This is a genomic window from Streptomyces sp. NPDC005533, from assembly GCF_042871845.1.
In the GTDB taxonomy this organism is placed as follows: domain Bacteria; phylum Actinomycetota; class Actinomycetes; order Streptomycetales; family Streptomycetaceae; genus Streptomyces.
In genome coordinates, this window is sequence record NZ_JBIAJH010000020.1 from 33,171 (window position 1) to 54,764 (window position 21,594).

21 protein-coding genes are annotated in these 21,594 nt (G+C 71.7%); 8 read left to right on the plus strand and 13 right to left on the minus strand.

Features of this window, described 5'->3' with window-relative positions:
- Position 1 precedes the first annotated feature (1 nt).
- The 8 genes from nuoH to ACFYP3_RS21050 are packed head-to-tail and all read right to left on the minus strand — an operon-like array spanning position 2 to position 9,019.
- Positions 2–1,369: an NADH-quinone oxidoreductase subunit NuoH gene (nuoH, locus tag ACFYP3_RS21015; protein ID WP_388834556.1), complete on the minus strand. Its 1,368-nt coding sequence runs from the start codon at positions 1,367–1,369 to the stop codon at positions 2–4.
- A complete protein-coding gene (locus ACFYP3_RS21020; protein WP_388834558.1) occupies positions 1,366–3,870 on the minus strand; it encodes an NADH-quinone oxidoreductase subunit G in 2,505 nt (834 codons plus the stop codon). The genes nuoH and ACFYP3_RS21020 overlap by 4 nt, the downstream gene beginning before the upstream one ends.
- Complete coding sequence (gene nuoF / locus ACFYP3_RS21025; protein ID WP_376615680.1) at positions 3,867–5,246, minus strand: NADH-quinone oxidoreductase subunit NuoF; 1,380 nt, start codon at positions 5,244–5,246, stop codon at positions 3,867–3,869. Before nuoF ends, ACFYP3_RS21020 begins: the two co-directional genes overlap by 4 nt.
- A complete protein-coding gene (gene nuoE, locus ACFYP3_RS21030) occupies positions 5,243–6,025 on the minus strand; it encodes an NADH-quinone oxidoreductase subunit NuoE (RefSeq protein ID WP_388834561.1) in 783 nt (260 codons plus the stop codon). The genes nuoF and nuoE overlap by 4 nt, the downstream gene beginning before the upstream one ends.
- Positions 6,022–7,347 (minus strand): NADH-quinone oxidoreductase subunit D, encoded by a 1,326-nt coding sequence (locus tag ACFYP3_RS21035; protein ID WP_388834564.1) that lies wholly within the window; start codon positions 7,345–7,347, stop codon positions 6,022–6,024. Before ACFYP3_RS21035 ends, nuoE begins: the two co-directional genes overlap by 4 nt.
- Positions 7,347–8,093 carry an NADH-quinone oxidoreductase subunit C gene (locus ACFYP3_RS21040; RefSeq protein WP_388834567.1) on the minus strand — a complete coding sequence of 249 codons (747 nt, stop codon included), beginning with the start codon at positions 8,091–8,093 and terminating at the stop codon, positions 7,347–7,349. The genes ACFYP3_RS21035 and ACFYP3_RS21040 overlap by 1 nt, the downstream gene beginning before the upstream one ends.
- Complete coding sequence (locus ACFYP3_RS21045) at positions 8,090–8,644, minus strand: NADH-quinone oxidoreductase subunit B family protein (RefSeq protein WP_030162005.1); 555 nt, start codon at positions 8,642–8,644, stop codon at positions 8,090–8,092. Before ACFYP3_RS21045 ends, ACFYP3_RS21040 begins: the two co-directional genes overlap by 4 nt.
- A 15-nt stretch (positions 8,645–8,659) precedes the next feature.
- On the minus strand, positions 8,660–9,019 hold the full coding sequence (locus ACFYP3_RS21050; protein WP_030010013.1) for an NADH-quinone oxidoreductase subunit A: 360 nt from the start codon (positions 9,017–9,019) through the stop codon (positions 8,660–8,662).
- Between the two features lie 776 nt (positions 9,020–9,795).
- On the opposite strand from ACFYP3_RS21050, the gene ACFYP3_RS21055 reads away from it, so the two are divergent.
- Entirely contained in the window at positions 9,796–10,641 is an 846-nt protein-coding gene (locus tag ACFYP3_RS21055) for a C40 family peptidase (protein ID WP_388834570.1), read from the plus strand.
- A gap of 78 nt (positions 10,642–10,719) precedes the next feature.
- On the opposite strand, the gene ACFYP3_RS21060 is transcribed toward ACFYP3_RS21055, so the two are convergent.
- Complete coding sequence (locus ACFYP3_RS21060) at positions 10,720–11,679, minus strand: hypothetical protein (protein ID WP_388834573.1); 960 nt, start codon at positions 11,677–11,679, stop codon at positions 10,720–10,722.
- 23 nt (positions 11,680–11,702) lie between these two features.
- Complete coding sequence (locus ACFYP3_RS21065; protein WP_388834576.1) at positions 11,703–12,113, minus strand: hypothetical protein; 411 nt, start codon at positions 12,111–12,113, stop codon at positions 11,703–11,705.
- A 250-nt stretch (positions 12,114–12,363) separates the two neighbouring features.
- Between ACFYP3_RS21065 and ACFYP3_RS21070 the strand changes: the two genes are divergently transcribed.
- The 5 genes from ACFYP3_RS21070 to ACFYP3_RS21090 are packed head-to-tail and all read left to right on the plus strand — an operon-like array spanning position 12,364 to position 16,750.
- Positions 12,364–12,816 carry a hypothetical protein gene (locus tag ACFYP3_RS21070; RefSeq protein ID WP_388834579.1) on the plus strand — a complete coding sequence of 151 codons (453 nt, stop codon included), beginning with the start codon at positions 12,364–12,366 and terminating at the stop codon, positions 12,814–12,816.
- Positions 12,813–14,414 carry a peptidoglycan-binding protein gene (locus ACFYP3_RS21075; RefSeq protein ID WP_388834582.1) on the plus strand — a complete coding sequence of 534 codons (1,602 nt, stop codon included), beginning with the start codon at positions 12,813–12,815 and terminating at the stop codon, positions 14,412–14,414. The genes ACFYP3_RS21070 and ACFYP3_RS21075 overlap by 4 nt, the downstream gene beginning before the upstream one ends.
- Positions 14,411–15,172, plus strand: coding sequence for an ABC transporter ATP-binding protein (locus ACFYP3_RS21080; protein WP_388834585.1), 762 nt, complete (start codon positions 14,411–14,413; stop codon positions 15,170–15,172). Before ACFYP3_RS21075 ends, ACFYP3_RS21080 begins: the two co-directional genes overlap by 4 nt.
- Positions 15,169–16,389 (plus strand): ABC transporter permease, encoded by a 1,221-nt coding sequence (locus ACFYP3_RS21085; RefSeq protein ID WP_388834588.1) that lies wholly within the window; start codon positions 15,169–15,171, stop codon positions 16,387–16,389. Before ACFYP3_RS21080 ends, ACFYP3_RS21085 begins: the two co-directional genes overlap by 4 nt.
- Positions 16,390–16,438: 49 nt before the next feature.
- Complete coding sequence (locus ACFYP3_RS21090) at positions 16,439–16,750, plus strand: hypothetical protein (RefSeq protein WP_388834591.1); 312 nt, start codon at positions 16,439–16,441, stop codon at positions 16,748–16,750.
- A gap of 41 nt (positions 16,751–16,791) precedes the next feature.
- Here ACFYP3_RS21090 and ACFYP3_RS21095 read toward each other — a convergent pair whose 3' ends face one another.
- Complete coding sequence (locus ACFYP3_RS21095) at positions 16,792–18,075, minus strand: geranylgeranyl reductase family protein (protein WP_388834594.1); 1,284 nt, start codon at positions 18,073–18,075, stop codon at positions 16,792–16,794.
- Between the two features lie 97 nt (positions 18,076–18,172).
- Between ACFYP3_RS21095 and ACFYP3_RS21100 the strand changes: the two genes are divergently transcribed.
- Complete coding sequence (locus tag ACFYP3_RS21100; protein WP_388834602.1) at positions 18,173–18,700, plus strand: GNAT family N-acetyltransferase; 528 nt, start codon at positions 18,173–18,175, stop codon at positions 18,698–18,700.
- Positions 18,701–18,772: 72 nt separating this feature from the next.
- On the opposite strand, the gene ACFYP3_RS21105 is transcribed toward ACFYP3_RS21100, so the two are convergent.
- Positions 18,773–19,669, minus strand: a complete 897-nt coding sequence (locus ACFYP3_RS21105; RefSeq protein WP_388834805.1) for a glutaminase — start codon at positions 19,667–19,669, stop codon at positions 18,773–18,775.
- 32 nt (positions 19,670–19,701) lie between these two features.
- Entirely contained in the window at positions 19,702–20,394 is a 693-nt protein-coding gene (locus tag ACFYP3_RS21110) for a demethylmenaquinone methyltransferase (RefSeq protein WP_388834605.1), read from the minus strand.
- A 264-nt stretch (positions 20,395–20,658) separates the two neighbouring features.
- Here ACFYP3_RS21110 and ACFYP3_RS21115 point away from each other — a divergent pair, with 264 nt between their 5' ends.
- Positions 20,659–21,555 (plus strand): DUF3152 domain-containing protein, encoded by an 897-nt coding sequence (locus ACFYP3_RS21115; RefSeq protein ID WP_388834608.1) that lies wholly within the window; start codon positions 20,659–20,661, stop codon positions 21,553–21,555.
- Positions 21,556–21,594 lie beyond the last annotated feature (39 nt).

Here is a 21,594-nt window from a genome sequence, read left to right on the forward strand (position 1 = left end):
CTCAAGCCTCCTCTCGGTCACTCTCAGTATTCGTCCCACCACTGACAATCAGCTCCCGCTCGCTGCGGGACCGCCTGCGGGGTACGGGTGCCAGGTGCTGGCCGGGCTTGGGCGGTACGGGGAACCCGCCCGCCAGCGGGTCGAAGGGCGCGGCGTCGTCGACGGCGTCGGCGGCCTGGGCCTTCTCGCGCTTGTCACGGAAGAGGTCCGCGACGAAGGAGAGCAGCAGGATCGCCACGACTCCGCCGCCGACGTAGAGGACGATCTCGCTGAAGTCGTAGGCCTCGTTGCGCAGCGCGCGCACGGTCGCGACCAGCATCAGCCAGACCACGGAGACCGGGATCAGGACCTTCCAGCCGAGCTTCATCAGCTGGTCGTAGCGCACGCGCGGCAGCGTGCCGCGCAGCCAGATGAAGAAGAACAGCAGCAGCTGCACCTTGATGACGAACCAGAGCATCGGCCACCAGCCGTGGTTCGCGCCCTCCCAGAAGGTGCTGATCGGGTACGGGGCCCGCCAGCCGCCCAGGAAGAGGGTGACCGAGACCGCCGAGACGGTGACCATGTTGACGTACTCGGCCAGCATGAACAGCGCGAACTTGATCGACGAGTACTCGGTGTTGAAGCCGCCGACGAGGTCGCCCTCGGACTCCGGCATGTCGAAGGGGGCGCGGTTCGTCTCGCCGACCATCGTGATGACGTAGATGATGAAGGACACGGGCAGCAGGACGATGAACCAGCGGTCCTGCTGCGCCTCGACGATCGCCGAGGTCGACATCGACCCGGAGTAGAGGAAGACCGACGCGAAGGCCGCGCCCATCGCGATCTCGTAGGAGATCATCTGCGCGCAGGAGCGCAGTCCGCCGAGGAGCGGATAGGTGGAGCCGGAGGACCAGCCCGCCAGCACGATGCCGTAGATGCCGACCGAGGCCACCGCAAGGATGTAGAGCATCGCGATGGGCAGGTCGGTCAGCTGCATGCTGGTGCGCTGGCCGAAGATGGAGACCTGGTCGTCCGCGGGCCCGAAGGGGATCACCGCGATGGCCATGAAGGCCGGGATCGCCGCGATGATCGGGGCCAGGACGTAGACCACCTTGTCGGCCCGCTTGACGACGAGGTCTTCCTTGAGCATCAGCTTCACGCCGTCGGCGAGCGACTGGAGCATGCCCCAGGGGCCGTGCCGGTTGGGGCCGATACGCAGCTGCATCCAGGCGACGACCTTGCGCTCCCACACGATGGAGAAGAGCACGGTCACCATCAGGAAGGCGAAGCAGAACACCGCCTTGAGGACGACGAGCCACCAGACGTCCCGGCCGAACAGGGACAGGTCCTCGGCGGCCAGTTGTACGAAGTCACCGTGTACCGCGTTCACGCGTCCACCTCCGCAGTGGTGTCGCCGGCGCCGGCCGGGGTCGCCGGGCCGATGCGTACGAGGCTGCCCGGGCGGGCACCGGCGTCGGCGAGGACGCCGGAGCCGGTGGAGTTCAGCGGGAGCCAGACCACGCGGTCGGGCATCTCGGTGATCCGCAGCGGGAGTTCCACGGAGCCGGCCGGGCCGGTCACCGCGAGGACGTCGCCGTCCTTGACGCCCGTCTCGGCGGCCGTGGCGGCCGACAGCCGGGCGTTCGCCTCGTGCCGGGTGCCGGCCAGGGCCTCGTCGCCCTCCTGGAGCCGGCCCAGGTCGAGGAGGAGCCGGTGGCCCGCGAGGACCGCCTCGCCGACGCCCGGGCGGGGCAGCGGCGCGGTGTCGGCGGACTGTTCGGCGGCGCGCTCCCCGGCCCACGGGCCGAGCGCGTCGAGCTCCCGGCGTACGGCGTGCACGTCGGGCAGCGCGATCGGCCGGTCGGCGGCGTCGGCCAGCATGTGGAGCACGCGGGCGTCGGCCGGGGCGAGCCGGCGGGTCATCTGATCGGGCTTGAGCGCCGCCTCGAACGGGCGGAGCCTGCCCTCCCAGTTGATGAACGCGCCGGCCTTCTCGGCCACCGCGGCGACCGGGAGGACCACGTCCGCATGGGCGGTGACCTCGCCGGGCCGCAGCTCCAGGGAGACCACGAAGGCCTCCTGGAGGGCGATCCGCGCGCGGATCGGATCGGGCAGGTCGCCCACCTCGACGCCCGCGACCAGCAGGGCCGAGAGCTCGCGGGAGGCCGCGGCCTCGACGATCTGGCCGGTGTCACGGCCGTAGCGGTGCGGCAGCTCGTCCAGGCCCCACGCGGTGGCGACCTCGTCGCGGGCCCGCGGGTCGGTGGCCGGGCGGCCGCCCGGCAGCAGGGACGGCAGCGCGCCCGCCTCGACGGCGGCCCGCTCACCGGCCCGGCGCGGGATCCACACCAGCTTCGCGCCGGTCGCGGCGGCCGCCCGTACGGCGGCGGTCAGCGCGCCGGGGACGCCGGCGAGCCGCTCCCCCACGACGATGACGGCGCCGGGCGCGCGCAGCGCCTCGGCGGCCGCGGCCCCGCCGGCCTCCAGGCCGGTCCGGGAGGCCAGTGCGTCGAGCCACTCCGGCTCGGTGCCGGGGGCGGCGGCCAGCAGCGTGCCGCCCGCCTTCTCCAGGCCGCGGGTGGCGAACGGGGCGAGGGCGAAGGTCCGCTGCTTGTGCTTGCGGTGGGCCTTGCGCAGCCGCAGGAAGACGCCGGGGGCCTCCTCCTCCGCCTCGATGCCGACGAGGAGGACGGCCGGGGCCGCCTCCAGCGAGGCGTTGGTGACGCCCGTACCGTCGAGGTCCTTGCCGGTGCCGGCGACGGTGGCGGCCAGGAACTCGGCCTCCTCCGCGCTGTGCACGCGGGCCCGGAAGTCGATGTCGTTGGTGTCGAGGACCACCCGGGCGAACTTGGCGTACGCGTAGGCGTCCTCGACGGTGAGCCGGCCGCCGGTGAGCACCCCGGCCCGGCCGCGCGCGGCGGCGAGCCCGTTCGCGGCGGCCTCCAGGGCCTCGGGCCAGCTCGCCGGCTCCAGCACGCCGGCGGCGCTGCGCACCAGCGGGGTGGTGAGGCGGTCCGGGCGCTGCGCGTAGCGGAACCCGAAGCGGCCCTTGTCGCAGATCCACTCCTCGTTGACCTCGGGGTCCTCGGCGGCGAGGCGGCGCAGCACCTTGCCGCGGCGGTGGTCGGTGCGGGTCGCGCAGCCGCCCGCGCAGTGCTCGCACACGCTCGGGGAGGAGACGAGGTCGAACGGGCGGGAGCGGAACCGGTACGCGGCCGAGGTGAGGGCGCCGACCGGGCAGATCTGGATGGTGTTGCCGGAGAAGTAGGACTCGAAGGGGTCGCCTTCGCCGGTGCCGACCTGCTGGAGCGCGCCGCGTTCCAGCAGCTCGATCATCGGGTCGCCGGCGATCTCGTTGGAGAAGCGGGTGCAGCGGGCGCACAGCACGCAGCGCTCGCGGTCCAGCAGCACCTGCGTGGAGATCGGGACCGGCTTCTCGTAGGTGCGCTTCCTGCCCTCGAACCGCGATTCGGCGTTGCCGTGCGACATCGCCTGGTTCTGCAGCGGGCACTCGCCGCCCTTGTCGCAGACCGGGCAGTCCAGCGGGTGGTTGATGAGCAGCAGCTCCATCACCCCGCGCTGGGCCTTGTCGGCGACCTCGGAGGTCAGCTGGGTCTTGACGACCATCCCGTCGGTGCAGGTGATGGTGCAGGAGGCCATCGGCTTGCGCTGGCCCTCGACCTCGACGATGCACTGGCGGCAGGCGCCGGCCGGGGACAGGAGGGGGTGGTCGCAGAACCGGGGGATCTCGATGCCGAGCTGTTCGGCGGCCCGGATGACGAGGGTGCCCTTGGGCACGGACAGTTCGGCGCCGTCGATGGTCAGCGACACCAGATCCGCGGGCGGAACGGCCGCGTCCCCTCCGGAGGCGGCCGTAGTGGTGACGGTCATGCGTTCACCTCCGTGTCGGCCCAGAGGGTCGACTTCCTGGGGTCGAAGGGGCAGCCCTTGCCCGTGATGTGCTGCTCGTACTCCTCGCGGAAGTACTTGAGCGAGGAGAAGATCGGGCTGGCCGCGCCGTCGCCGAGCGCGCAGAAGGACTTGCCGTTGATGTTGTCGGCGATGTCGTTCAGCTTGTCGAGGTCGGACATGACGCCCTTGCCGGCCTCGATGTCGCGCAGCAGCTGGACCAGCCAGTACGTGCCTTCACGGCACGGCGTGCACTTGCCGCAGGACTCGTGGGCGTAGAACTCCGTCCACCGGGTCACGGCCCGCACCACGCAGGTGGTCTCGTCGAAGCACTGGAGCGCCTTGGTGCCGAGCATGGAGCCGGCCGCGCCGACGCCCTCGTAGTCGAGGGGGACGTCGAGGTGCTCGTCGGTGAACATCGGGGTGGAGGAGCCGCCCGGGGTCCAGAACTTCAGCCGGTGCCCGGGCCGCATGCCGCCGCTCATGTCGAGGAGCTGGCGCAGGGTGATGCCGAGCGGGGCCTCGTACTGGCCGGGGCCGGCGACGTGCCCGGAGAGCGAGTACAGCGTGAAGCCGGGGGACTTCTCGGTCCCCATCGACTTGAACCAGTCCTTGCCCCTGTGCAGGATCGCGGGAACCGAGGCGATGGACTCGACGTTGTTCACGACGGTGGGGCACGCGTAGAGGCCCTCGACGGCAGGGAAGGGGGGACGCAGCCGGGGCTGACCGCGCCGGCCTTCGAGGGAGTCGAGCAGCGCCGTCTCCTCGCCGCAGATGTACGCGCCCGCGCCCGCGTGCACCGTGATGTCGAGGTCGAGCCCGCTCCCCAGGATGTCCTTCCCGAGGTAACCGGCCTCGTACGCCTCGCGCACCGCCTCGTGCAGGCGCCGCAGGACCGGCACCACCTCGCCGCGCAGGTAGATGAAGGCGTGCTGCGAGCGGATCGCGTAGCACGCGATGATCATTCCCTCGATGAGGGAGTGCGGGTTGGCGAAGAGGAGGGGGATGTCCTTGCAGGTTCCCGGCTCCGACTCGTCCGCGTTCACGACGAGGTAGTGCGGCTTGCCGTCGCCCTGCGGGATGAACTGCCACTTCATCCCGGTGGGGAAGCCGGCGCCGCCGCGTCCGCGCAGCCCGGAGTCCTTGACGTAGGCGATGAGGTCGTCCGGGGTCATCGCGAGCGCCTTGCGCAGGCCCTCGTAGCCCTCGTGGCGCCGGTAGGTCTCCAGCGTCCACGACTGCGGCTCGTCCCAGAAGGCCGACAGTACGGGCGCGAGGAGCTTCTCCGGGCTCGTGCCGCCGCCGGCCTCGGGCCGGGAGGTGCTGCCCCCATTGCTCAGTTCGGAGGACACGGTCATCCCTCCCCTCCCTCGGTGGTGGTGTCGCCACGGGTCTCGCCGCGCGCCTCGGACCTCGGGTGCACGATCGAGGCGTGCGGGGACTCGCCGCGGGCGATGCGCAGCCCGATCAGGGAGGCGGGACCGGCGCCGCCGGTCGCCTCGACCGCGCCCGCGCGCTCGTCCGGGAACCCGGCCAGGATCCGGGCGGTCTCCTTGTACGTGCACAGCGGCGCGCCCCGGGTCGGCGAGACCTCGCGGCCGGCCAGCAGGTCGTCCACCAGCGCCGTGGCGGACTCGGGCGTCTGGTTGTCGAAGAACTCCCAGTTGACCATCACGACGGGGGCGAAGTCGCAGGCCGCGTTGCACTCGATGTGTTCGAGGGTGACCTTGCCGTCGGGGGTGGTCTCGTTGTTGCCGACCCCGAGGTGCTCCTTGAGCTGCTCGAAGATGGCGTCGCCGCCCATCACCGCGCACAGCGTGTTCGTGCACACGCCGACCTGGTAGTCGCCGGAGGGCTTGCGCCGGTACATGGTGTAGAAGGTCGCGACGGCCGTCACCTCGGCGGTGGTCAGGCCCAGCACCTCGGCGCAGAAGCGGACGCCTGTGCGCGAGACGTGGCCCTCCTGCGCCTGGCACAGGTGCAGCAGCGGCAGCAGGGCCGAGCGGCTGTCGGGGTAGCGGGCGATGACCTCCTTCGCGTCCGCTTCGAGGCGCTCGCGTACCTCCGCCGGAAAGTCGGGAGCCGGCAGCTGGGGCATGCCCAGCGGGACCCCTTGGTTCTGAGGACTGGCGGTCATCGGTCGACGCCTCCCATCACGGGGTCGATGGAGGCGACGGCGACGATGACGTCGGCGACCTGGCCGCCCTCGCACATCGCGGCCATGGCCTGCAGGTTGGTGAAGGACGGGTCGCGGAAGTGGACCCGGTAGGGGCGGGTGCCGCCGTCGGAGACGACGTGCACGCCGAGCTCGCCCTTGGGCGATTCGACGGCCGCGTACGCCTGTCCGGCCGGTACCCGGAAGCCCTCGGTCACCAGCTTGAAGTGGTGGATGAGGGCCTCCATGGAGGTGCCCATGATGTTCCTGATGTGGTCGAGCGAGTTGCCGAGGCCGTCCGGGCCCATCGCCAGCTGCGCCGGCCAGGCGATCTTCTTGTCGGCGACCATCACCGGGCCCGGCTCCAGGCGCTCCAGGCACTGCTCGACGATCCGCAGCGACTGGCGCATCTCCTCCAGGCGGATCAGGAAGCGTCCGTAGGAGTCGCAGCTCTCGGTGGTCGGCACGTCGAACTCGTAGTTCTCGTACCCGCAGTACGGCTCGGACTTGCGCAGGTCGTGCGGCAGGCCGGCGGAGCGCAGGATCGGGCCGGTGGCGCCGAGCGCCATGCAGCCGGTGAGGTCGAGGTAGCCGACGTCCTGCATGCGGGCCTTGAAGATGGGGTTGCCGGTGGCGAGCTTGTCGTATTCCGGCAGGTTCTTCTTCATCGTCTTGACGAACTCGCGCAGCTGGTCGACGGCGCCCGGGGGCAGGTCCTGCGCGAGGCCGCCGGGGCGGATGAACGCGTGGTTCATGCGCAGTCCGGTGATCAGCTCGAAGATGTCGAGGATCAGCTCGCGGTCGCGGAAGCCGTAGATCATGATCGTGGTCGCGCCCAGCTCCATGCCGCCGGTGGCGATGCACACCAGGTGGGAGGAGAGCCGGTTGAGCTCCATCAGCAGGACGCGGATGACGGTGGCCCGGTCCGGGATCTGGTCGGTGATGCCGAGCAGCTTCTCGACGCCGAGGCAGTACGCCGTCTCGTTGAAGAACGGCGTCAGGTAGTCCATACGCGTCACGAAGGTGGTGCCCTGCGTCCAGTTCCGGTATTCGAGGTTCTTCTCGATGCCGGTGTGCAGGTAGCCGATGCCGCAGCGGGCCTCGGTGACCGTCTCGCCGTCGATCTCCAGGATCAGCCGGAGCACCCCGTGGGTGGACGGGTGCTGGGGGCCCATGTTGACGACGATCCGCTCGTCGTCGGCCCTGGCCGCGGACTGGACGATCTCGTCCCAGTCGCCGCCGGTGACGGTGTAGACGGTGCCCTCGGTGGTCTCTCGCGCGGAGGCGTGGTTCGAAGTGGACATCAGCTGTACGACCTCCGCTGGTCGGGAGCCGGGATCTGGGCGCCCTTGTACTCGATGGGGATGCCGCCGAGCGGGTAGTCCTTGCGCTGCGGGAAGCCCTGCCAGTCGTCCGGCATCATGATCCGGGTGAGGGCCGGGTGCCCGTCGAAGACCAGGCCGAAGAAGTCGTACGTCTCGCGCTCGTGCCAGTCGTTGGTCGGGTAGACCGGGACGAGCGAGGGGACGTGCGGGTCGCTGTCCGGTACGGACACCTCCAGCCGCACGATCCGGCCGTGGGTGAGCGAGCGCAGGTGGTAGACGGCGTGCAGCTCGCGGCCCTTGTCCTCGGGGAAGTGCACCCCGGAGACGCCGGTGCAGAGTTCGAAGCGCAGGGCCGGGTCGTCGCGCAGGGTGCGCGCGACCCGGACGAGGTGCTCGCGGGCGATGTGGAAGGTGATCTCGCCCCGGTCGACCACCGTCTTCTCGATGGCGTTCTCGGGAAGCAGGTCCTGCTCCTCCAGGGCGCCTTCGAGTTCGTCGGCCACCTCGTCGAAGTAGGAGCCGTAGGGGCGGCTGGTCGCGCCGGGCAGGGCCACGGTCCGCACCAGGCCGCCGTAGCCGCTGGTGTCACCGCCGTTCCTGGCGCCGAACATGCCCTTGCGGACGCCGATGACCTCGGGTCCCTGATCGCGGGGCGCGGGGACGTTGCCGCCGTTGCCGCCGTTCTCGGCCGGGGTGCCGTTCTCCGGCTCTTGGGTCTCGCTCACCGGAGCAGCCCCTTCATCTCGATGGTGGGGAGGGCCTTGAGGGCCGCCTCCTCCGCCTCACGTGCCGCCTCTTCCCGGTTCACGCCGAGCTTTCCGCCCTGGATCTTCTGGTGGAGCTTGAGGATCGCGTCCATCAGCATCTCGGGGCGCGGCGGGCAGCCGGGCAGGTAGATGTCCACCGGGACGATGTGGTCGACGCCCTGGACGATGGCGTAGTTGTTGAACATGCCGCCCGAAGAGGCGCAGACGCCCATGGAGATGACCCATTTCGGAGCGGGCATCTGGTCGTACACCTGCCGCAGCACCGGCGCCATCTTCTGGCTGACCCGGCCGGCCACGATCATCAGGTCGGCCTGGCGCGGGGAGCCGCGGAAGACCTCCATGCCGAAGCGGGCCAGGTCGTACCGGCCCGCTCCGGTGGTCATCATCTCGATGGCGCAGCAGGCCAGGCCGAAGGTCGCCGGGAAGACGGACGACTTGCGCACCCAGCCCGCGGCCTGTTCGACGGTGGTCAGCAGGAAGCCGCTCGGCAGCTTCTCTTCCAGTCCCATGGAAAATTCAGCCCCTCAGTCCCATTCCAGGCCGCCGCGGCGCCACACGTAGGCGTAGGCGACGAAGACGGTGAGCACGAAGAGCAGCATCTCGACGAGCCCGAAGATCCCCAGGGAGTCGAAGGTGACGGCCCAGGGGTAGAGGAAGACAACCTCGATGTCGAAGACGATGAAGAGCATCGCCGTCAGGTAGTACTTGATGGGGAAGCGGCCGCCGCCGGCCGGCATCGGTGTCGGCTCGATGCCGCACTCGTACGCTTCGAGCTTCGCCCGGTTGTACCGTTTTGGGCCGATCAGCGTGGCCATGACCACGGAGAAGATCGCAAACCCTGCGCCGAGGGCGCCGAGCACGAGGATGGGTGCGTACGCATTCACGCTCCTCGCTCCTTCCAGTCGTCCTTGACCGTTGGACCGCCGCCGGCACCGCGTGCGCCGCCTCGCGAAGATCACGCTTCAATCGAGCGCTTGCATGTGAGGCAGTTCACAAGCCGGACTGGTGCGCATCTTATGCCCGCTCGTCTGTGATCTGCGACACGGGTTACAACACCGAGTTTGTGATCTCCACCACCTGACGAACGATCATGAAGCTCACCGAGTGGTGATCTTCATACGGGAAGCATCCACATGATCACCAAAGGTGACATCCGACCGCGTTACCGCAGGTAGAGAGCGCGCAGCACTATCAAACGATGTCCGGTGCAGGCAAATTGGCACCACACGCGTGGTGGTGATAAAGGGAGGCGTCGCCCGGTCGGGGGAGGGGCGCGTACGGAGGTGGACGCGGGGCAGAGGAGGGGGGCGGAGGGCGCCCGTGCGCGTGCATCCGTTCACGAACCCCTCGGGCTCTTCACAGGAAGGTCACGGACGGGGCACAGCGTCCGCATGGCGTGACACTCCTGTGACCTGCGCCACTATGAATCCGTCCTTCCGAAAGAGGGCTTGGCCATCTGTGCGGAGGGATGGTAGGTCGTGGATCATTTCGGACTTATTTCAGAAACCCCATGATCACAGCCTTGTGAAGGCCTGTCCGTTTCGCCCGTTACGGCGTCAATAAGGAGTCGGACGCGCCCGGTTAGCGCCGTTCGCGGGCAACTGTGGCGCAACCCACGTTTCTTGAAGGGACCCCGGACGCCCTGATAGCGGTTGTCCTCATGTCCCACACCGCTCACATACCCAGCCACCGGAAGCCCCGTCGTAGCGCCTCGAAGCTCGCGGTCCGCGCCGGAGTTGCCGGTGGCGTCCTCAGCACCCTGGCCATGGCCGGCACCGCGAGCGCGTCGCCGTCCGAGCCCGTGGCCGAGACGACGCTCGAAATGCCGGTCCTCAACCTGGATCTGGCCGCCGAGGTCGCCTCCGCCGTCACCACGGCCGCCGAGAACACCCGTCTCGCCGCCGTCGAGGGCGAACTGACCGCCCAGGAGGAGAGCGCCCGCACCGGCGCCGCCGCCGAGGCGAAGCAGGCCAAGGAAGAGGCCCAGAAGAAGGCCGACGAGGAGAAGAAGGAGCAGGAGGAGGCGGACCGCAAGGCCGCTGCCGAGCGCGCCACCCGCTCCTCCGCCCGCACTTCCCTCAACAGCACCTCGGCGTCCGGCTCCGGCTCCGGCAGCTCCCTGGGCACCGGTACCGTCACCGCCCCGGCCACCGGCTCCGCCGCCGCGATCGTCAACTTCGCCCGCGCGCAGGTCGGCAAGGCGTACGTCATGGGCGGCACCGGCCCGTCCTCGTTCGACTGCTCCGGCCTCGTCCAGGCCGCCTACCGCCAGGCCGGCATCTCCCTGCCGCGCATGTCCCAGGCGCAGTCCTCGGCCGGCACCTCGGTGTCCCTGAACGCCCTTCAGCCGGGCGACATCCTGTACTGGGGCTCCAAGGGCAGCGCGTACCACGTCGCCATCTACGTCGGCGGCGGCAAGTTCGTCGGCGCGCAGAACCCCAGCACGGGCATCGTCGAGCGCAACCTGAGCTACGACAAGCCGACGGGCGCCGTCCGCGTCCTCTGATCCTCCGGATCGTCACCAAGGCGCGAAAGGGCCGGTGCTCCCCCGCTCGGGGGTGGAGCACCGGCCCTTCGGCCCGCCTCAGACGAGGCTCGCCGCCAGCTTGAAGCGTGCGTCGCGCTGCTTCTTGTAGAGCGCCAGCGTCTCGGCGTGCTCCTCGACGAGCCGCTCCTGGTAGGCCTTCTCGACCGCGGCCCAGATCCCGACGAGGTTCACCTCGCGCTTGCAGGCGACATCGGCCTTGGCGGCCGTGACGGCCTTCGCGCCGCCCTTGTCGTCCTGCAGGCCCAGCTTCTCGATGACCTCGTACGGCGTGGCGACCCCGCCGTATCCCGATTTGTCCATGCATGCCGCCCAGTTCTTCAACATGCCGACGACCCGGGAGTCCTGCCGGGACCGCTCGTGCGCCTCCGATGCCAGCCCGAACGTGAAGAGCAGGTCCACGCTGTCCTTCGTCGGCGCGTACAGCTTCCGGTAACCCTCCCGCGCGCATCCGCCGGGCGGCACCTTCTGCCCGCCCGCCGTGAGGCCGCTGTCCAGTTGCGCGGCCTCCTCCTCGGTGTTCGCGTCGGGGGTCCTGCCGCCCTGGGCGCCCGGCTGTTCGCCGTTCATCACGACGTAGGCGCTGTCGCTCAGCGGGGGCGCCGGGGGCTTGGCCGCGATCCCCTCCCCCGCGGTCTTGTCGTACCCGTGGGCCGCCGCGTACGCCGCATCGGCCAGGCCGAAGAGGTACCGGTGCCGGTCCTCGGGCGCCCCGCCGCCGGACGGGGCGGCCGCCCTCACCCCCTCGTACGTGAACCCGTACCGGGCCATGCACCGGGAGACCAGCATCTGCTGGACCTGGCCCATGCGGATCCGCTCGGCTTCGGTGTCCGTGTACGCGTCCATCGGGAAGGACAGCGCGGCCGTCACCGGATTGGACGCGACGGGGCCGAGCTCCGGTTCGCCGCCCTCCGCACCGCCGGCGCCGGAGCATCCGGCCAGCGCCGTGGCCAGCAGGACGGCCGGGGCGACGAGACGCAGGCGCCGGGCGGTGCGCATAGCGCGGAACTCCTTCGTCCGGATCAGGGGTGGAGGGTGTAGGTGGCCGAGCTGATCTTGTTCTTGAAGGTGGTCGAGGCGTTGCCGGAGTAGTTCGACGGGACCTCGCCGACATTGCCGTCGATGTTCGCGTCGGTGGCGACCTTCCAGGCGTAGACGTCGCGGTTCCTGTACGACTCGGTGTTGTCGTTCACGAGGCCCCCGGCACCCGTGCACCCGCTCTTGAAGTAGTTGTCGTTGAAGTTCAGGTCCTCGCCGTACAGGTCGAAGACACAACCGGACTGATTCTGGTAGTAGAAAAGGCCGAACTCGTCGACTTCCAGATTTCCGTCCTTGCCCATGGCCGCCGCCGGTCCGGCCGCCCCCAGGAGAATCGCGCCCAGCGATACGGCGGCGACGCCGCCCGTGGTCAGCGCGCGGAATACCTTGTTCATGATCTGCTCCTCTGCAGGTGGAATGGCGACTTCGAGCCGGACATGATCACGACTCTCCGTCGGCCGGGATTCAACAGGTCACGGCGCCCGAAAACCAAGTCCTTCTCACCTGATGGACAGTCATGTCTGGTTACCGACCAGGAACTTGTGCGCGCACTTTCCGCTCTCTACTATCGCCCGGCGCGCACTCCTCGCACTTCTCGCACGGGCGCGCCGATCCCACTTCTACCGCCGCAAGGGAACTCCCGTCGTGCACGCACGCTATTTCGCTCCACTGCTCCTCATATGCATTTCACTGACGGGATGCGGCGGCGGGGACAAGGAACCCGGGGCGAGCGACAGTCCGCCGCCCACCGCCGCGGAAATCGCCTACTACGACTGCCTGAAGAACCACGGCGTGGCCATCGTCCACACCGATTACGGCGCGCCCCGCGAGGACAAGTCGAAGCCTTGGAACGAAGAGGCGCACAAGGCCTGCGAGGCGGTGCTGCCGCCCCCGGCCAAGCCCCGGCCGGCCGAGCCGGAGCAGCTCGCCGCCGCGCAGAGGGAGGCCGCCTGCCTGCGCGCCGAGGGCGTGTCCTGGTACCCGGACCCGGACCCGGTCACCGGTGAGACCGACCAGACCAAGGGCACTCCCGAGCAGTGGTCCGCGCTCAAGCGCGACCACGTGGACGCGTTGAAGAAGTGCCGGACGCCGAGGTGAGCGAGCTCGATCACGTCGTGGAGCACACCGAGGTCCCGGACGACGACCGCAGCGGGCTCGCCCGGGGGCGGCGCGTGGTGCTCGCAGTCGTCGGCGGGGCCGCGCTGATGGCCGTCGGGGGGCTGCTGGCCACCACGCTCGTGAAGTCCCCCGCGCAGGTGGCCGCGGAGACCGGCCCGCCCGCGCAGGGCGCCCTGACGGCGGAGGTCGAACGGCGGGTCCTCGCCCGGACCCTGGTGATGCGCGGCTCCGTCGTCGCCGACCAGAGCGTCGAGGTGTCCCCGCAGGGAATCCGCTCCGGTGACGGCGCGGGGTCGGGGGCGGCCATGGTGACCAAGCTGCCGTCGAAGGCCGGGGACCCGGTCACGGCGGGCCGGCTGATCGCCGAGGTCTCCGGGCGGCCGGTGTTCACCCTGCACGGCACGCAGCCGATGTACCGGGACCTCAGGCCGGGGGCCACCGGGGACGACGTCGCACAGGTGCAGGAGGCGCTGCGCGAGCTCGGGCACGGCACCGGCGCCGACCCGAAGGGCGTCTTCGGGGCCGGTACGAAGGCCGCGCTCGCCGCCCGCTACCGCGCCATCGGGTACGAGCCGCTGCCCGCGGTCGCGGACGGCGGCGCGGCGCTCAAGTCGGCGCGGGAGGCGGTCCGGGCGGCGACGTGGGCCGTCGAGGACGCGAGTGGCTCCGCCGGCTCCGCCGGTCAGGGCAGCGGGCCCACCCCCGGGCCGGGCCCCTCGGACACCCCCGCCCCCGCCGGCTCCGGCAAGGGCGGGACGACGGCGGGTCCGGGAGCGGGCGGCGGCGCCGGCCGCATTGCGGGCTCCGGCTCCGGCTCCGGGCGGGAGCTGGCGCGGGCCCGGCAGGCCCTCACGGAGGCGCAGGCCGCGCTCGCGGCCGCCGAGGCCGCCGACGGGCCGATGCTGCCCGCAGCCGAGACCGTGTTCCTGGGCTCCTTCCCCGCCCGCGTCAGCTCCGTCGGCGCCCGCGTCGGCTCCCCGGTCTCGGGCCCGGTGCTCACGCTCTCCGCCGGGGAACTCGTCGTCGAGGCCTACCTCAAGGACGACAAGAAGCAGCTGCTGCGCCCCGGCATGGCGGTGGTGGTCTCCTCCGAGGTCTCCGGCACCGACGTCCGCGGGAAGGTGGCGCTGGTCGCCGCCGAGCGGTCCGCCGGGCAGCCCGTGGGCCTGCCCCGGCAGCAGGACCAGGGCCAGAGCGCCAAGGGCGGCGGTGGGGACGGCCCCGGCGCGGGCGGCGGGGCCGATCTCGGTTACCGGATGGTGGTCCGCGCGGACCAGCCGCTGCCCGCCGGCTTCGCCGGTCAGGACGTCCGGCTGACCATCGAGTCCGCCGCCACCGACGGCGAGGCGCTCGTGGTCCCGGTCACCGCCGTGTCGGCCGGCGCGGACGGGCGTACGGTCGTCACCGCCGTGTCCGCCGAGGGCACCCAGCGGCGCATCGAGGTACGCACCGGCACCAGCGGCGACGGCTTCGTGGCCGTCACCCCGGCCCGGGCGGGCTCCCTCGTGGCCGGCACGCGGGTGGTGATCGGGGTCGCGCCCGGCGGGACCCGCGAGCACCGCGGGACGGCCAAGTGAGGCTCCTGCCCCGGCGCTCCCGGGCCGGCTCCCCGGCTGCCGGGCCGCCCGAGGCCGACCCCGGGGCGTCCCGCGTCGACGACTGCGAGGCCGCCCCCGTGATCGAGTTCCGCGGGGTCGGCCTGACCTACCCCGGACCGCCGCCCGTCGAGGCCCTCCACCCCTGCGAGCTGGTCGTCCGGCGCGGCGAGTTCCTCACCGTCGTCGGCCCCTCCGGCTCCGGGAAGTCCACCTTCCTCAACGTCGCCGGACTGCTCGACTCCCCCACCAGCGGCCGGTACCTCCTCGACGGGATCGACACCGCGGCCCTGCCCGACCGGGAGCGCACCGCCCTGCGCGGCCGCCGCATCGGCTTCGTCTTCCAGTCCTTCCACCTGCTGCCCCACCGGTCCGCCCTGGAGAACGTCAACCTCGCCATGCTCTACACCGGAATTCCGCGCGCCCAGCGCCTCGTACGGGCCCGCGAGGCCCTGGACCAGGTCGGTCTCGGGCACCGGGCCGGCGCCGTGCCCGGGCGGCTGTCGGGCGGCGAACGACAGCGCGTGGCCATCGCCCGCGCGCTCGTCGGACGGCCCTCGCTGTTGCTGTGCGACGAGCCGACCGGCAACCTCGACTCGGCCAACGCCGCCTCCGTCCTCGGGCTGCTGGACGACCTCCACCAGTGCGGGATGACCGTCCTCGTCATCACGCACGACCTCGAAGTGGCCCGGCGCGGTCGCCGGACCGTCACCATCCGCGACGGGCGGCTGCACCTGTGAGCACCGTCGCACCGACCCGGCTGTCCCTGCGCGACGCCCTGTCCGAGGCCGTCGCCGGCATGCTGCGCCGCCCCGGCCGGGCCGCGCTCACCGCCCTCGGCACGGTCCTCGGCGTCGGCAGCTTCGTGGCCGTACTGGGCCTCACCGCCACCATCTCCTCGCAGATCGACGGCCGGTTCAACGTCCTGACCGCCACCGAGGTGAGCATCGAGGACGTCGCCGGGCAGCAGGACGAGTTCGCCGGGCCCGGCCTCCCCGCCGATGCCGAACGGCGGCTGCAAGCCGTCGCCGGCATCGAGCACGCCGGGGTGATGTGGACCGTACGGCTGGACTCGCGGACCTCCGTCGGCCCGCTGCCGTCCGGCGCCGGCGAGGCCACCACCGGCGCGGCCGTCGTCGCCGCCTCCCCGGGGGCCGTCGCCGCGCTCGTCCCGACCCTCCAGCAGGGGCGGCTCTACGACGACTTCGCCGAGCGCGGCCACGAGCGCGTCGTCGTCATCGGCAGCGGGCTCGCCGCCCGCCTCGGGATCACCACCCTGGCCACCCGGCCCGCCCTCTACATCGGCCAGGAGCCCTTCACCGTGGGCGGCATCGTCGCCGACCTGGAACGCCGGCCCGAGCACCTGATGTCGGTCCTCGTCCCGCGCAGCACCGCGGAGCAGCTGTGGGGTCCGCCGTCGCCCGGCTCCGCGAGCATGCTGGTCTCCACCGAGCTCGGGGCCGCCCGGCAGGTCGCCGAGCTGGCCCCGCTCGCGCTGCGGCCCGACCACCCCGAGTACCTCAAGGCCGTCCCGCCGCCGGACCCGCGCACCCTGCGCTCCGGCGTCACCTCCGACCTGAGCGCGCTGTTCCTGCTGCTCGCCGGGATCTGCCTGGTCATCGGGGCCGTCGGGATCGCCAACACCACGCTCGTCGCCGTGCTGGAGCGGACCGGGGAGATCGGGCTGCGGCGGGCGCTGGGCGCCCGCGGCCGGCACGTCTCGGCGCAGTTCCTCACGGAGTCCGCGGCCCTCGGCGCCCTGGGCGGGCTGGTCGGCACCTCGCTGGGCGAACTGACCGTCGTCGCCGTCTCCCTCGCCCGCGACTGGACCCCGGTGATCCATCCGGTCACCGTCGCCGCGGCCCCGCTCGTCGGCCTGGTCACGGGGCTGCTGGCCGGCCTCTATCCCGCCTGGCGGGCGGCCCGTGTCGAACCGGCCGAGGCCCTGCGAAGATAGCGACGGCGCCCTGACCGTCAGAGCGACCCGCCCCGGAGGTGGTGGTCCCGTGCATCCGAAGCCCTACGAGTCCCACGGCACCGGCGACCCCACGTCCGTTCCGGCCGCGCTCGGGCTCGGCCTGCTCGCCGTGGGGGGCTGGCTGCTGACGACCGCCCGCCCCTGGCAGAAGCCGGGGCATCCGATCACGCTGGGGCTCGGCTGGACCGCCTCGGCCGCGCTGCTGGTGTGCGGGCTGGTGCTGTTGGCGAGGTGCGTCCGTACGGTGCACGGCCGCCCCGACACCGACGCCGACACGGCTGTCGCCGAAGCCACGACCGCGGACCCGCACCCGCGCCCGCACACGCACGCGGAGGACTGAACGAGCGGCGCCCGCGCGGGCGCCGCCGTCCACCGCCCGGTTCAGGCCTTCGGGGCCACCTTCGAGAGGCCGTTGATGATGCGGTCCATCGCGTCGCCGCCCGTCGGGTCGGTCAGGTTGGCCAGCATCTTCAGCGTGAACCGCATCAGGACCGGGTGGGTCAGGCCGCGCTGCGCGGCGATCTTCATCACCTTCGGGTTGCCGATCAGCTTCACGAAGGCGCGGCCCAGCGTGTAGTAGCCGCCGTAGGTCTCCTTGAGCACCTTCGGGTAGTTGTGCAGCGCCAGTTCGCGCTGGGCCGGGGTGGCCCGGGCGTGCGCCTGCACGATGGCGTCGGCCGCGATCTGGCCGGACTCCATGGCGTACGCGATGCCCTCGCCGTTGAACGGGTTGACGAGCCCGCCCGCGTCGCCGACCAGCAGCAGGCCCTTGGTGTAGTGCGGCTGCCGGTTGAAGGCCATCGGCAGGGCCGCGCCGCGGATCGGCTGCGTCATGTTCTCGGGGGTGTAGCCCCAGTCCTCGGGCATGGACGCGCACCAGGCCTTGAGGACCTCGCGCCAGTCCAGCTCCTTGAAGGCGGAGGACGAGTTGAGGATGCCGAGGCCGACGTTGGAGGTGCCGTCGCCCATGCCGAAGATCCAGCCGTAGCCGGGCAGCAGCCGGTCCTGCGCGCCGCGCCGGTCCCACAGCTCCAGCCAGGACTCCAGGTAGTCGTCGTCGTGCCGGGGCGAGGTGAAGTACGTGCGGACGGCGACGCCCATCGGGCGGTCCTCGCGCCGGTGCAGGCCCATCGCGAGGGACAGCCGCGAGGAGTTGCCGTCGGCCGCGACGACGAGCGGGGCGCGGAAGGTGACCGGGGTCTTCTCCTCGCCCAGCTTCGCCTGCACGCCGGTGATGTGGCCGGTGCGCGGGTCGCGCACGGGCTCGCCGACGTTGCAGCGCTCGTACAGCCGGGCGCCGGCCTTCTGCGCCTGGCGGGCCAGGGTCTCGTCGAAGTCGTCGCGCTTGCGGACGAGTCCGTAGTCCGGGTAGGAGGCGAGTTCCGGCCAGTCCAGCTGCAGCCGCTGCCCGCCGCCGATGATGCGCAGACCCTTGTTCCGCAGCCAGCCGGCCTCTTCGGAGATGTCGATGCCCATCGCCACCAGCTGCTTGGTGGCGCGCGGGGTGAGGCCGTCACCGCAGACCTTCTCGCGCGGGAACGCCGTCTTCTCCAGCAGCAGGACGTCCAATCCGGCCTTGGCGAGGTAGTAGGCGGTGGTCGAGCCGGCGGGCCCGGCCCCGACGACGATCACGTCCGCGGAGTGTTCGGAGAGGAGCTCGGTCACTGCGGGGTCTCCCGAAGGCTCGATAAAGGGTGCCCAACGGCACCGGACATGTGCAGTCTATGCAGCGAGAGAGATCGCGATCCGAAGGGTGCCTCCGATGACCACCTCGCCGACCCGGCCGCTTCCCGCCGTACAGCTCCGCGTGCCCACGGACGAGGACGCGCACGCCTGGCACGCGGTCTTCGCCGACCCCGACGTCATGGAGTTCCTCGGTGGTCCCGCGGAGCTGTCCGCGTACGAGGAGCTGTCCGCGCGCCAGCGCATGCACGACGCACAGCTCGGCTACTGCCTGTGGACCCTGCTGGACGGGGAGGGCGCGGTGATCGGCTTCACCGGCGCGCAGCCGTGGCCCGCGGAAAAATCATGGGGGCCGGTCGGCGAGATCGAGATCGGCTGGCGGCTGGGGCGCGCCGCGTGGGGGCGGGGCTACGCGTACGCCGCTGCGCTGGCCACGCTGGACCGGGTCCGGGCGGCCGGTGTCCCGCACGTGGTGGCGATGATCGACGCCCGCAACGCGCGGTCCGTGGCCGTGGCGGAGCGGCTCGGGATGGATCTGTCCGCGGAGTTCACCACTCCGGGTGGCAACCCGGGCCGGCGCTACGCCCTCTCCCTGCGGGGCGAGTGACCGGGCTCCGCCGGCCCCCGCGCCTCGGACGCCGGCGGAGCCGGATGTGCGTTCGAGGCGTGGGGGCGTGCGTCAGAAGACCGAGAGGCCCGTCAGGGTGGTGAAGCGGTCGAGGGCGGCAACGCCCGCGACCGAGTTGCCGCGGGCGTCGAGGCCGGGGCTCCAGACGGCCAGGACGCACCGGCCCGGGACCACCGCCACGATCCCGCCGCCGACCCCGCTCTTGCCCGGCAGGCCGACGCGGTACGCGAACTCGCCCGCCGCGTCGTACGTCCCACAGGTCAGCATCACGGCGTTGACCTGCTTCGCCTCGCTGCGCGTCAGCAGCCGCGAGCCGTCCGCCCGCAGCCCGTGCCGGGCCAGGAAGCGGCCGGCGCGGGCCAGGTCGGCGCAGCTCATCTCGATGGAGCACTGCCAGAAGTAGTGCTCCAGCAGCGCGGGCACCGGGTTGACGATGTTGCCGTACGAGGCCATGAAGTGGGCGACGGCGGCGTTGCGGTCGCCGTGCGACTGCTCGGAGGCCGCGACCTCGGCGTCGAAGCCTATGTCGGGGTTCTGGCTCTCCTGCCGGAGGAACTCCAGCAGTTCGCTGCTCGCGTCGCCCGTCAGGGTCTGGAGCACGTCGGTGACCACGAGGGCGCCCGCGTTGATGAATGGATTGCGTGGAATGCCGTTTTCGTACTCCAGCTGTACGAGCGAGTTGAACGGGTTGCCCGAGGGCTCCCGGCCGACCCGCTCCCACAGGCTGTCGCCGCCCTCGGCCAGGGCGAGGGCGAGCGCGAAGACCTTGGTGATGGACTGCGCGGAGAAGGGCACCTGCCAGTCGCCCACCCCGAAGACGTTGCCGTCGAGGTCGGCGACCGCCATCCCGAACTGCCCCGGGTCCACGGAGGCGAGCGCCGGGATGTACTCGGCCGGCGTGCCGCTGCCCAGCAGCGGGGCGATGTCCGCCGCGATCCGCTCCAGCAGCCCGCCGTAGTCAAAGGGCGCGGTGTCCACCCTCAGGCCTTGGTGCCCCGGTGCAGGGCCACGATGCCGCCCGTCAGGTTGCGCCAGGCGACCTTGGACCAGCCGGCCTTCTGCAGCAGCCCGGCGAGCGTCGGCTGGTCGGGCCATTCGCGGATGGACTCGGCGAGGTACACGTACGCGTCGGGGTTGGACGACACGGCGCGGGCCACCGGCGGCAGCGCGCGCATCAGGTACTCCATGTAGAGCGTCCGGAAGGGCGCCCAGGTGGGCTCCGAGAACTCGCAGATGACGACCTGCCCGCCGGGCTTGGTCACCCGGTACAGCTCGCGCAGGGCGGCGTCGGTGTCCTGCACGTTGCGCAGGCCGAAGGAGATCGTCACGGTGTCGAAGACGTCGTCCTTGAACGGCAGCCTCGTCGCGTCGCCGGCGGTCAGCGGCAGCCAGGCGTGCTTCTTCTTGCCCTCCTGGAGCATGCCCAGGGAGAAGTCGCAGGGGACGACGTACGCGCCGGTCGCGGCGAACGGCAGCGAGGAGGTCGCGGTCCCGGCGGCCAGGTCGAGGACCCGGTGCCCGGGGCGCGCGCCGACCGCCTTGGCGACCTCCTTGCGCCACACCCGGTCCTGGCCGAGGGAGAGGACGTCGTTGGTCAGGTCGTAGTTCGCCGCGACCCTGTCGAACATGGAGGCGACTTCGTGCGGCTGCTTGTCCAGGGAGGCCCTTGTCACTGGCGTTCGCCCCTCGGTGTGCGATGCGGATCGGCGGGTACGGCCCCATCCTCTCAGGCCGCGCCGCCGCCGACGGCCGGGGCTCCGCCCGTACCGGGCGGTGGCGGAACCGCTCCCCACCGTAGAACTGGTCCGAAGGCCAGTTGCGCCGTGCCCCCGCGGACGCGTTGACTGCCACGGTGCGGCCCGGTGAGGGTCACCCACCGGATCAGAGCCCAGTCGCGGCCGGTCCGGCAGTGGCCGCCGCGAACAGAGGGCTCCACGATGCCGGCAGGCCATTCCACCGGTCGTTCCCGCCGCAACGGCCCGCGCGCCAGGCGCCGGGCCGAGCGGCGCAAGCGGCTGCGGCGCACCATCCTCCTCGGCTCGGCCGCGCTCGTCGCGGTCTCGGCGACCGCGTACGCGCTGATCCCGCAGGACGAGGCCACCACGGCCGCCGCGGGCCGGACGGCGGTCCAGCCGGAGCCGACGGACGGGGAGTCCGCCGACGAAGCCGGGAACGCGGTCCCCAACGGCGGCAAGCCGTCCCCCGCACCGTCCCCGTCCGCCGCCGCACCCTCCCAGAAGCCGTCGGACCCGCCGACGGGCGCCGCGACGCCCGCCCGACCGGGCGCCTTCACCGCCTCCAGCACCGCCGGCGCGCCGAAGGGCAAGGGTCCCGCGCTGCGCTGGCGGATCGAGGTCGAGGAGGGCAGCGGGGTCGACCCGGAGTCGGCCGCCCGCTCGGTCGAGGCGATCCTCTCGGATCCGCGCGGCTGGACCCGGGACCCGGCGTACGGCTTCCAACTCGTCGCAGCGGGCCAGCCGGTGGACTTCACCGTCAAGATCGCGACGCCCAAGACCACCGACCTGCTGTGCGACGTGGTGACGCCCGAGCTCATCGGCGAGACCAACTGCCGGGCCGGACACACCGTCGTGGTGAACCTCAAGCGCTGGCAGGAGGGTTCACCGCAGTTCGACGGCCCGGTGGAGGAGTACCGGGCGCTGATCGTCAACCACGAGGTCGGGCACGAGATCGGCCGCGACCACGAGAGCTGCCCGGGTCCCGGCCAGCCCGCACCTGCGATGATGCAGCAGATCAAGGGCTTGCTCGGCTGCAAGGCGAACGCGTGGCCGTTCGACCCGAAGGGAACCTACCTGTCCGGTCCACGCGTCCCATAAGGGGGAGAGTCGCCCGCAGGAGGGCGGTTCGGGGGGAGT